General features: G+C 54.1%; 8 protein-coding genes. 7 read left to right on the top strand and 1 reads right to left on the bottom strand.

What is annotated here, in order from left to right; all coding sequences use genetic code 11:
- The first annotated feature begins 150 nt into the window (after positions 1 to 150).
- The 7 genes from C7H10_RS03480 (at position 151) to C7H10_RS03450 (ending at position 10,357) form a co-directional block, all read left to right on the top strand.
- Positions 151 to 1,455 carry an RCC1 domain-containing protein gene (locus C7H10_RS03480; protein WP_146136792.1) on the top strand — a complete coding sequence of 435 codons (1,305 nt, stop codon included), beginning with the start codon at positions 151 to 153 and terminating at the stop codon, positions 1,453 to 1,455.
- A gap of 216 nt (positions 1,456 to 1,671) precedes the next feature.
- Complete coding sequence (locus C7H10_RS03475) at positions 1,672 to 2,196, top strand: fimbrial protein (RefSeq protein WP_106693772.1); 525 nt, start codon at positions 1,672 to 1,674, stop codon at positions 2,194 to 2,196.
- 116 nt (positions 2,197 to 2,312) lie between these two features.
- Positions 2,313 to 3,041: a fimbrial biogenesis chaperone gene (locus C7H10_RS03470; RefSeq protein ID WP_106693771.1), complete on the top strand. Its 729-nt coding sequence runs from the start codon at positions 2,313 to 2,315 to the stop codon at positions 3,039 to 3,041.
- Positions 3,042 to 3,057: 16 nt separating this feature from the next.
- Positions 3,058 to 5,625 (top strand): fimbria/pilus outer membrane usher protein, encoded by a 2,568-nt coding sequence (locus C7H10_RS03465; protein WP_167392870.1) that lies wholly within the window; start codon positions 3,058 to 3,060, stop codon positions 5,623 to 5,625.
- A 9-nt stretch (positions 5,626 to 5,634) separates the two neighbouring features.
- Complete coding sequence (locus tag C7H10_RS03460) at positions 5,635 to 6,972, top strand: fimbrial protein (RefSeq protein WP_146136791.1); 1,338 nt, start codon at positions 5,635 to 5,637, stop codon at positions 6,970 to 6,972.
- A gap of 32 nt (positions 6,973 to 7,004) precedes the next feature.
- Positions 7,005 to 7,736, top strand: a complete 732-nt coding sequence (locus C7H10_RS03455) for a fimbrial biogenesis chaperone (RefSeq protein WP_146136790.1) — start codon at positions 7,005 to 7,007, stop codon at positions 7,734 to 7,736.
- On the top strand, positions 7,733 to 10,357 hold the full coding sequence (locus C7H10_RS03450) for an ATP-binding protein (RefSeq protein ID WP_106693767.1): 2,625 nt from the start codon (positions 7,733 to 7,735) through the stop codon (positions 10,355 to 10,357). Before C7H10_RS03455 ends, C7H10_RS03450 begins: the two co-directional genes overlap by 4 nt.
- 64 nt (positions 10,358 to 10,421) lie before the next feature.
- Here C7H10_RS03450 and C7H10_RS03445 read toward each other — a convergent pair whose 3' ends face one another.
- A complete protein-coding gene (locus C7H10_RS03445; protein ID WP_061333501.1) occupies positions 10,422 to 11,342 on the bottom strand; it encodes an AraC family transcriptional regulator in 921 nt (306 codons plus the stop codon).
- Positions 11,343 to 11,361: the final 19 nt, after the last annotated feature.

The raw sequence follows: 11,361 nt of genomic DNA, 5'->3' as shown, positions 1-11,361 counted from the left end.
CCGCCCGCCCGTATTTCTCAAACTGTTAAATAACCAAAAATAATTGACCTGAAACCGCTAATAAGGTGCTTTTGAGAATCATCTTATTTAACCGCTACCCCTGCGTGCTTACATTAAATTCCAATAGCACAAGTTCGGGAGTTAGTCGGTGTGATGAACGGTAGCGAGCTCAAAATCTGGAGGCTGAATCACTCAGAACCAACTGAGGCCTGTGAGGCGGGCTTTAGCCCGGTCGCGTGGGGCGCTGAATCCGCCGGCGGTTGCCTGGATGCACTGCAAAGTCAGCTAACCGACTTGATGTCCGTGTCTACCAGCAATAGCGCCTTTGCTGCAGTGAGACTGGGCGGCAGGGTAACGACTTGGGGGAGTCGCTATTGTGGGGGAGATGCGAGTGACATTCTGCACCAGCTCAATGATGTAACAACGGTGTGCAGTACCGGAGCCTCTTTTGCTGCCATCAAGAACGATGGAACGGTTGTGGCCTGGGGTGCGGATTATGCCGGGGGTGACACCTCTCACGTTCAAGAGAGGCTCGTGAACGTGACGAAGATATACAGCACCGCAGCGGCATTTGCGGCGCTCAAAGCGGACGGCACGGTTGTCACTTGGGGCAGTGAGTATGCTGGCGGTGATTCGAGCAAGGTTCAGCGTCAGCTCGTTGATGTGGTCGATATTACGAGCACAGGAACAGCGTTTGCCGCATTGAAAAGCAACGGGCACGTGGTTGCATGGGGCGATGCAGATTGGGGCGGCTACACTGACCGTGTTCAGAATCGGCTCTGGGGAATAAAAAAGGTCTTTTGCACGGGTAGTGCGTTTGCCGGATTGAGAGGTGATGGGACGGTCGTTACCTGGGGATGTGATTATGCTGGAGGCGACATGGGTGATGTTTCCTCCGAGATCAAACAAGTAAAGACCATTTTCGCCAATAGGTACTCGTTCGCGGCTCTGAGATACGATGGTCGGGTATTAACGTGGGGGCTCGACAGCTGCGGTGGTGCCGTCGGGGAGGCCCAAAGCCGGCTGGTGGAGGTGCAGCATATATACAGCACCAATTCTGCCTTCGCTGCACTGTGTGCTGATGGGCACGTTGTAACGTGGGGGGATGAGCTCGCTGGGGGCGACAGCAGCGCAGTTAACGGTGAACTGCAGTGCATCACGGGTGTTTTCAGCACCGAGCGGGCATTTGCTGCCATTAAATCCGATGGCAGTGTTGTGGTTTGGGGAGACCCTGATGGTGGTGGTGCTGCAGGCGCTGTTCAGGGACAGCTTGTCGATGTCGAAACAATTTTCAGCAATGCTTCGGCATTTGCGGCACTAAAAACCGATAAGACACTCGTGGTGTGGGGTGACGACGCCTCGGGAGGTGACGCCAGTCAGGTTCAGGACATGCTCGTAAGAATCCGCAGCGTTCATGGCACACGGCGAGCGTTTGTTGCCCTCAAATCGAAATGAAAAATTCTTACCTCAACGTTGCCTGTTTGTTCTGGATATAGTTATTTTAACTTATAAGTATAACTGCACATTCCTGCTTAATTGTTTTCAGATTCTTCTCATTTTTTGTCTCATTACGACTGCGTAACATTGGTGGCGAGTTTTGAGGTTATCCCGTTATACCCTCAGCTGCTCTTAATCTTCTATATATGACGAATTCGTGTGAGGGAAAGAGTTATGAAAAAGGTAATTCTGGTAAGTGCACTGTACATGCTGTCTGCAACTGCTGCTGCTTCAGATAATACTATTACCTTCCAGGGTGAAGTTGCTGACAACACCTGTCAGGTTTATGTAAATGGCAATGCAGCATCACCGGTAGTATTGCTGCCGACAGTTAGTGTTTCAGATTTTTCTGCTGCCGGAGATGTTGCGGGAGAGACATCGTTCACCATATCTGTGGAAGGTTGTACTACTGACGCCGAGGCAATAAGCATTGAGACCATCTTTGTTCCCAATGGGCTCTCTGGTGACAATATGGCGAATACCGGCACCGCCGCCGGCGTGTCTTTGCAGCTGCTTGATGCACCGGGCGGAGCTGCGATTTCCCTGGTAAATGGTATCAATTCTGTCTCCGGACTGACTGTTGACGCCGGCGCTACCAGTGCGAGCCATGACTTTGCCGTTCAGTACTATGCTGATGATGCCTCCGTTACTCCGGGAAGCGTTACCAGTGCCGTGCAATACGCCATTAGCTATCAGTAATACTTAAACTGATAAGTGGTTGCTTGCAAGAGGTCCGCTATATAAGGAGGGAGTATTTCCCTCCTTATTATCTCGAATTTAATGAAAGCATAAACTAATTTATTCCGGGGAGCATCATGAGGCGAATTCTGCTTTTGATCGCATTATTATCCTGCCAATTAATGGCGAGTGTTCAGGCCGCAATTATAATGGTTGGTACCCGGGTTATATATGATGAAAGCTCCCGGGAAGTAACATTAAGGATTTCAAATACCGGTGATTCCCCGGTTGTAATACAGTCCTGGTTGGATACAGGTGATACGCGTTCTTCACCCGATACATCGGATGCGCCATTTGCGGTTGTTCCTTCCGTTACCAAAGTTTTGCCAAAGCAAGGTCAGTCGCTTCGGATGGTCTTTACGGGTGACGCCGGCGAACTGCCAACTGATATGGAATCTGTGTTCTTTCTGAATGTACTTGAGATTCCATCTATCCGATCTGAGCAAGTTGATCAGAACAAACTGGTTCTGCTCACCCGACACCGGGTCAAAGTATTTTATCGACCGAGTGGAATTGCGGAGCAACCGAGCCGCGCGTTGGGGCGACTCTCGGCAACACGTTCCCGAATCGGCAGTAATCAGACGCAGATCCTGGTTCGAAACCCCACGCCTTATCACGTGTCTTTTCGCCGGGCAGAAGTCGTTGCTGGCGAGCAATCGTTAGATCTGGGCCGCGGGGGCATGATTGAGCCGTTTTCCTCAGAGCGCTGGGTGCTGGAGGGGGATGTTACGGGTGAGCCGGCCGAATTGCGCATGATGGTTATCGATGATCATGGCGGCAATCGGGTTCAGAGTGTTTCGCTGTAAGGGCCGGAGTCTTGTCATGTACCGAAAACTGCACGGTTGCAGCCAGTGTGTTGATGATCTGCCGAGGCGGAACTACGCACTCCCGCTGCTGGTGGCAATGCTGGCTTGCAATCCATTTCCGGCATACGCCGGTGTGGCAGGCGACAGCGTAGTGACACAACACGACGAATACGTCTTCGACGACAGCATGTTGATCGGAACAGCCCTGGGAGCCGGGGGCATAGGGCGCTTCAATCGCCATGCCCACGTTGACCCAGGGCAATACCGCGTTGACCTGAGATTAAATGGAAACTTTCTGGGTCGCTTCGACGTACTCATGGTTGAGGCGGAACACGGAAGGATTCTGCCGTGCCTGGACAGAAGCATTCTGATTGGCGCGGGAGTGCTGCCCGAGCAAATCTCCCATGAAGACGAGGATTCATGCTTGATGGTTGAGAAGAGCATTGAGTCAGCATCCACAGAGTTTGATGCCGGCGCCCTGGCGCTGGTTATCAACGTGCCCCAAAGTTTGATGCGAAATACGCCAAGGGGCTATGTCGATCCGAATCTTCTGGATAGCGGCGCCAGTATGGTGTTTGCCAATTATAGTGCAAGCCATTTCCGCGTTGATCGTGACGGCGGTGCGTCCAACAGCAGTTCATTTGGTTCCCTCAATGCGGGCGTTAATGCAGGTCTCTGGCGGTTTCGGAGCCAGTCGAACCTGAGCGTCGATGATCGTGGTGAAACCCGATGGAGCGGTGCCAGAAATTACGTTCAGCGAGCACTGCCGACGATACAAAGTGAGTTGACCATGGGGGATAGCTACACGTCTGGTCGTCAGTTTGGTGGTGTGGCGTATCGGGGCTTCGAGCTTTCCTCAGATCAACGAATGTTACCCAGCTCCCAGCGTGGTTATGCTCCGGTGGTCCGGGGTGTGGCAAACACCAATGCCAGGGTCAGCATCCGGCAGAATGGCCGGGTGATCTATCAAACGACGGTTCCCGCAGGCAGTTTCGAGATCAGCGATTTATATCCCACCAGCTTCAATGGCGATCTTGAGGTGGAGGTGCTGGAGGCCGATGGTGCGGTCAGGCGCTTCAACGTTCCCTTTTCCTCCGTACCAGGGTCACTTCGCCCCGGGCAGTCACGGTATAGCCTGGCTGGCGGTTTGGCGCGTGAGATCGGCGACGGAGACGACCCATTTGGTGAGCTGGTGTATGAATACGGTCTCAGTAATCGCTTTACCCTCAACGGTGGTGTGCAGGGTGCCAGCGGCTACGAATCCGTCACATTGGGCGGTGTTCTTGGCAGTTCCATCGGGGCGTTTGGGCTTGATTTTTCCTACTCATCGGCTGAGTTGCCCAGCGACGGCAGGCAAGAGGGTTTGATGGGACGAGCAAGTTACAGCCGGAGCTTCTCTTCAACGGGCACCAACTTCTCCCTGGCCACTTATCGTTATTCAACCCGGGGTTACCGTAGCCTTTCGGAGGTCCTGTTGGCCCGTCACACTGACAATGAGGGTGCGGCATCCAGCTCGTCGATCGTATCGCAGCGCTCTCGTTTCGATATGAGCGTCAGCCAGCATTTGACGGATCGGGGCAGTCTCTACGCTAACGCCATTACCCGGGATTACTACGACACCTCCCGCGGGCGGGACTACGAATATCAGCTTGGTTACAGCCATCGGTTTGCTAACCGGGTGAATCTGAATGTGTCTGCCAACCGGCAGGAGGTTGGAAGCCTGGGCACCGGCGACGAGAATCGAGATCACTCCTTGACGGTGTCGTTATCCATGCCCTTGGGCACAGCGAGTAACAGCCCCAGTTTTTCCCTGTCAGCAAACCAGAACAGGGGTGGCGACACGTCCATTCAGGGGGCTGTAAGTGGCGTGGCGGGAGACGACTTGTCGACTGGTTACGGTGTTTATGCTTCCCGTGATACAGCACACAACAGTACCGAAGCCGGGGTTAACGTTCAGCACAGGTTCTCGAAAGGCACCCTGGCCGGAAATTACGCCCAGGGCCGGGATTACTGGCAGGCTGGTGCATCCGCTACCGGTGGGGTTGTGGTGCACGGTGGCGGCATTACCTTTGGTCCTTATCTGTCGGATACCTTCGCGCTTGTGGAGGCGAAGGGCGCAGAAGGTGCACGTGTCCGGAATGCCAACGGCGTAACCATTGACAGTAATGGTTATGCGATTGTGCCTTCTCTGTCACCTTACCGCTACAACCACATCTCACTTGATCCAGTCGGAATTGATACTCGCGCTGAGTTGCAGGAAACCAGCCGTCAGGTTGCGCCCTATGCCGGTGCAAGTGTCTACGTGCCTTTCAGGGTGACGCGTGGGCGCGGTGCGCTGATTACCGCCAAGCGGGATGGTGGCGCCCAGATCCCCATGGGGGCCACGGTTGTCAATGAATCCGGTGATGTGGTCGGCATGGTTGGTCAGGCGAGCCAGGTGTATGGAAGGTTGGAGCAGGACGCAGGTGTTCTGACAGTGCGCTGGGGTGAGGGCAGTTCTCATGCTTGTTCGCTCCCGTACGAGCTACCTCCGGAGACCAGTGTTAAAACACCGATTGTCAGGGTAACGGCGTTGTGCCGTTGAGGGGGAAAGTTGCATAACTTCTTTTCGAAGCAGTCTCTGGGTTTGATCCTGGCTGCTGTGTTGGTGTGGAGCAGTGCTGCGGATGCACGTTGTTATCGTGGGCCTGATTGGACGAACCGCGGCTCTGACGGTAACGCCTCCGGCATGGGGATTACGGCGATCAATATCATGAGCAACTATTTGCAGCCAATGGGTTCGGTGATTGCGGCCAGTACGGTGGTACCCAGTCAGTCTTTTAGTGGAGGGCAGGCGGGAAGCCCTGATGACGTACTTTATTACTGTGAGACGCAGGAAGACGTTGACAACTTCCGGGTAACCTTCGCGACCAATGGGGATAACCGTTACAGCGGTGAGTTCGAAGTGCCGGAGTATCCGGGCGCGTACTACACCCTATGGCACAACGTTGCATTTCGAGCCACATTGACGGAAACCGGCCAGGTAGTTAACCGGCTTTACCAGGAATTTCCTGCCAAACCAATCTACAACCCGGACACGGATCGGTACGAATTCTATTTCAGACAGTTGAGTCCCTTGGCAGTTGAGCTCATCAAAGTGCCAGGGAGACCTCCGGGAGGCATTTGGGATACGGATGGTCAGGCTTATACGTACACTCAGCCTTTCGTCTATTACGTTTTTTCCATGCCGGGCGTGAATGCAAACGGGCCGGTGGCCGGCGATGATTCTAGGGTTATGTATCGAGGGTTTTCCAACGAGTTTGTGGGTTTTGGGATCTACCGAAATCCGAGAGCTACCATTTATCGAAGAGCCGGTTGCGTTGTACGTAACAACACGCCATTTGTGCTGTTTCCGACCGTTTCGGTAGCCGAGTTGGAGAGTGGCGCGGCGCCCAGCAGCCCGATACGGGTTGATGTTGAGTGCGACACAGGTGTCGCCTCCGGAACCAACGCTGGTCAGACCGCGTTCGGCTTGCAGGTGTCGCAGGCGTCCTACTTCAACACCCAACTGCATGAGAGCGACCTGATCAACGGCTATGGCGGGGTGTCTTACCTGTTGTCGGATGATTATGGTGTTGACGCTAATGTCGCCAGGGGCGTGGGTATTCGCCTTGAGCATATGGCGACAGGGGAGCGCATGAATTTCCTCGGTTGGCACGGGGTGAATTGCGTTGGCACAGCGCCGGAAGTCTGCGGCGAGAACCCGACAGGCGGCGGCAGGCTTGCGGGCTGGTACCCCGTTCTCGCCGGTGCGGAGGTGACTGAGATTTCCGACTTTGGGACAACAAAATACAGTCACCAAATGTCTGCAACCCTGGAAAAACTCCCCAATTCAACGGTAACGCCAGGCAAGGTGAAAGCGCGCGCACAAGTGTTAGTGAGGGTGCAGTGAGAGGCTCGCGGAGGCTATGTGGTGCAACCGTTGTGGCTTGCCTGTTTGCGTTCAACGCTCAGGCTGGCCTGGCGATATCGGGCACACGTGTTGTGCTGACCCAAGCTCAACCGGAACAAACCCTTCGGTTGTTGAACGGATACTCGCATCCCGTATTGCTTCAGGCCTGGACCGGTGATGGTTCACCCTATGCCACCCCGGATACCGATATATCACCAGTCATAACGCTGCCGCCGGTATTCAAGCTTGATCCGGGTGAAGAAAAGAGCTTGCGGCTGATTTTTGATGGTTCATCCCTGCCGGCAAATAGAGAGAGTGTTTTCTGGCTCAATCTCTACGAGGTGCCTGCGCTCAAAGCGGGTGAGTTCGACGAGGAAAGTGTTCGTTTACAGGTAGCTACAAGAACACAAATGAAAGTTTTTGTGCGGCCGGAAGGAGTTGCAGATAAAGACAGGCAAGTGGCGGGAAAACTGAAGTTCACAATCGGTCGTAAAGACAACAAATGGTTTGTGCGGGTAAACAACGGTTCGTCGTTGCATGCCTCGTTCTCCACCTTGAGCCTTGAGATCCAGGGCCAATTGCACGAACTCAGCGGTGATTGGGAAGGGATGTTGGCGCCGGGGGCTGAGCGCGCACTCTTCTTCGGTTACCAAGGCGACCGCATAGACAGCGGCAAGCTCACTTACGCGCTGATCAACGATTTGGGACAGGTGGTTGAATACTCTGTTCCTCTGACTTATCCCGCCCGGGCACAAGGTGAATGATGGAGAAGCAAGGGAGGCAAGGAAGTTACAGGGTGGTCTATTTTTTTGCCATCGCTGTCATTATGCTGGCGGTTGCAAAGCCGTTGATGCAGGAATCGTTTGTCTGCAGTGTGCCAGGTGTGGGCGCCACACCGTTGTGCCAGGAACCACCGGCATCAGAGGTGTTCCGCAAACCAAGTGACCGGTTCGTCCAGGATTTCCTTCTTGGGCCGTCTTCTGCCAAAGGTTCTTTCGAATCGGCATTGTCTCGGTCAGGGTTGAGTGTCACAGAGACAAGTGGGTTCGTGGTGGCAACGGATTGGAATCGTTTCCATTCCTTGTTTGCCGTTGTCACCAGTTTTCTGTTGCTGGTTATCTTTTGTCTGTCACTTTGCCTGCGCAGGTATCGTCGGGAGGTTGCTCGCCGGGAGCTCATAGAACAGCGTCTTCTGGATGTGACACAGAATCTGCCTGCTGTCATTTACAAAGTTAAACTGGATAAAAACAAGCGAATTTCCGTGCCATTGATTATCGGGAATACGCTAAAGATCCTCGGAGTTGATAAAGCGGAGTTAGAACAAAATCCGTTTATATTGTTCTCAGAGAACGGGATGCCCGGGCGATCAGTGATCGAAGAGTGCCTGTTATCCTCTGTGGCGACTTTCGAACCTATTTCAAGAGAGTTCTCGATCATCGACAACGTTGGGGGGCAGCGTTGGATCGCCACCTATCTGGTACCCCGACGTACCGAATGTGGCGATGTTCACTGGAATGGTTACTGGGTTGACGTAACCAAGCAGCACGAACAGGCAGAATCCCTGGCCGAAGCAAAAGAGAAAGCTGAGGTGGCCTCAAAATCCACGCGCAGTTTCCTGGCCGCCATATCCCATGAAGTAAGAACCCCCATGAGTGGCATCATCAGCACTCTGGAGCTGATCAATGACAGCGAGCTCAGCGCTGGTCAGGCGCGCCTGGTGTCACTGGTTGCGGATGCCTCAGAGTCGCTGTTGCAGATTCTCGATGATGTGCTGGATTTCTTTAAGCTCGATGCCGACAAGTTGGCCATTCATCCTGAGCCGGTTGATTTACGGCGTTTGGTTGATTCAACGTTAAGTGTCCTGTCGCCCCGAATTTATGCGAAAAAACTGAGTTTAAGGCTTTATCTGGACTCCAGGCTCTCAGCGTTGTTCTTGACCGATAGCCTGCGTTTTCGCCAGATCCTGTTCAATTTGGTGAGCAACGCCACAAAGTTTACCGAGGCTGGTGGTATCGAAGTTCGGCTTGAGGTGATTGAAGACAGGGGTTGCTCCCAGACGGTGCGATTGCAGGTGACAGACACCGGCATCGGGATTGATAAGCAGATGCAAGGGGAAGTGTTTGTACCATTTGCTCAAGTAGATGACGCAAGAACCCGGTATCTGGGCGGCACGGGGTTGGGTTTGCCAATATGCCGTCAGTTAGTCAGTTTGATGGGAGGCAAAATAAACCTCATCAGCGAACCCGGGGTGGGTACGCGAGTCGTTGTTGATTTGCCGATCGACATTACGGTGCGAGAACCGAAGGATACGCCACTCTCCAACGTAAAGGTTGATGTGTCTTTGGACGATATGGGCCTGACAGAGGCGCTCCAGGAGATTCTCATCTATTTCGGTGCAGACATCGCCACGTCTGTCGAGAGCGCCGATCTGAAAATTCGGGATCAGCGTGGAGCATACCCGAGGAGCGACATCGTCTACGTAACGTCAGAACCGTTGGTTCTGGATAATGAGTCCAGAAACGTGCTGAGCAGCAACCCATTCAAGTTGTCTAGTGTTCTCGATGCGGTTCAGCACTGCCTCGGGCGGTCCGCCAGGCAAATGCCGGTAGAAGATGCAAAGCCGAAAATTAATACTAACTGGCCCGCGACCGTGACGATATTGGTCGCCGAGGATGATGCATTAATAAGATCGGTATTGGCGGAGCAGCTGAATCGATTGGGAATAACCTACGACATTGTTCAGAACGGCTGCATTGCGTTGGGTTTGGTTAAAGAAAAACACTACGACCTGATGCTTACCGATTGCCATATGCCAGAGATGGACGGTTTCGAGCTTACGCGCAGGTTAAGAGCCGTGGAGCAGAACACGGGCTGGCCGAGAACCACCGTGATTGGTATGACGGCGAATCTGCTGGATGGGCAAATTGAAAGCTGCTTTGAGGCTGGGATGGATGATGTGATTGGCAAGCCAATCCGGCTGAATGCGTTGAGCAATATGTTAAGCCAGCAACTGGCAGATATTATCCGGCCGCCCGCTGACGATGATCGTCCTCCCGGTTATTACAACCTGCTGGACATTTTTGGTGACTCGGAGATGACGGAAAGAACGCTCATAACGCTCCTCTCGGAATTGCGAAGTGGCTTAAACGAGCTTAGGGAAGCCGTCATGGAAAACGATGAGGTCCTTATGGGGCAACTCGTGCACCGAAGCCTGGGGGGGCTCCGAATGCTGGACGAGCCTGCCCTGTTAAGTATGGGATTGGCAATCGATGCCCGATTCCAGAATTCAGAGGCCCAGGATATATCCATGGTCGCCGCTTTCATCCGTTTTCTGGAAGACTGCCTGGCGGGTATCGAGCGTTGGCTTGGGCGGCGTGATGATTAAAGTTGTTCGGGCTTAACCCCGAAGATATGAATGATTCCATTCTCCAGGGCGCGAAATGAACGGCTCAATGCCGTGCAGTATGGCGATAGTCACTTGGGGACTTGCCCATCACCTTCTTGAACAACCGGGAAAAGTAATAGGCGTCGTCATAACCCAGCTGCCGGCTGATGTCGGCGAAGCTCTGGCTGGTGGTATCCAGCAACTGGCAGGCCCGCTCCACCTTCAGGTGCAGGAAGTGCTGAATGGGTGAGGTGCCGGTCTGCGCCCGGTAGCGGGTGGCAAAATGCGCCGGGGACAGGCCGGACAGTTCCGCCAGTTGCTGCAACGTTAGCCGTTCCTCAAGGTGTTCCCGCATGTAGTTATGGATGGTCTCCAGCTCCGCCTGTTGTGCCAGGCCGGTTTCGTCGGCATTCAGGGGCACGGCGGCCAGCAGTTGTCGCAAACGGTTGCTGGCGTGAATCAGCCCCCGGGCGCGAAAACCGGTCTGGCGAACCGACAACAGTCCGTTGAAATCCACCAACAGCCTCGGTTGCCGGCCCAGATGGCGAACGTGGTTGTTGCCATCAAAGCCCATGTAGTTTCTGAACTCTTCTGCCAGCGGCCCGGTGTAGTGCACCCAGTGAATGGTCCATGGGTTGTCCGGTGCGGCGGTGTAGCGATGGCTGGCACCGGCGGGTAACAGCAGAAGATCCCCCGCGTTAACCGTCAGGGGCTCGCCCGCGACATTCAGGAAGGCCTGGCCTTCAGTGCAATAGATCAAAAGATTGTCACGATGGTGTTCCCGGTGCATGTGATGGCCAGCGGCCCTGCGGTAGTGGCCAAAAGCCAGCGGGTACAGCTCGCGGGTTAATGGATGCTTGGCCAGCAAGCGCACTATCGGTTCCGGCACCACATAGCGCACGCTGTCTGGCGGCACCGGCCATTGCGAGGTTTGGGTGGTTTTCGGAGTTCTGGGTTCCTGTGGCATCGAAAAATAATCCATCATGGGCGAAATTTAGTCAATC

It is taken from the genome of Marinobacter shengliensis, assembly GCF_003007715.1.
Classification (GTDB): domain Bacteria; phylum Pseudomonadota; class Gammaproteobacteria; order Pseudomonadales; family Oleiphilaceae; genus Marinobacter; species Marinobacter shengliensis.
Note: the sequence above shows the minus strand (reverse complement) of the source record. Positions and strands in the feature narration are given on the sequence as shown.

Coding starts and splice junctions, on each gene's coding strand:
- C7H10_RS03465 (WP_167392870.1), top strand. CDS start 3,058: ATGTACCGAAAACTGCACGGTTGCAGCCAGTGTGTTGATGATCTGCCG.
- C7H10_RS03450 (WP_106693767.1), top strand. CDS start 7,733: ATGATGGAGAAGCAAGGGAGGCAAGGAAGTTACAGGGTGGTCTATTTT.
- C7H10_RS03470 (WP_106693771.1), top strand. CDS start 2,313: ATGAGGCGAATTCTGCTTTTGATCGCATTATTATCCTGCCAATTAATG.
- C7H10_RS03445 (WP_061333501.1), bottom strand. CDS start 11,342: ATGATGGATTATTTTTCGATGCCACAGGAACCCAGAACTCCGAAAACC.
- C7H10_RS03475 (WP_106693772.1), top strand. CDS start 1,672: ATGAAAAAGGTAATTCTGGTAAGTGCACTGTACATGCTGTCTGCAACT.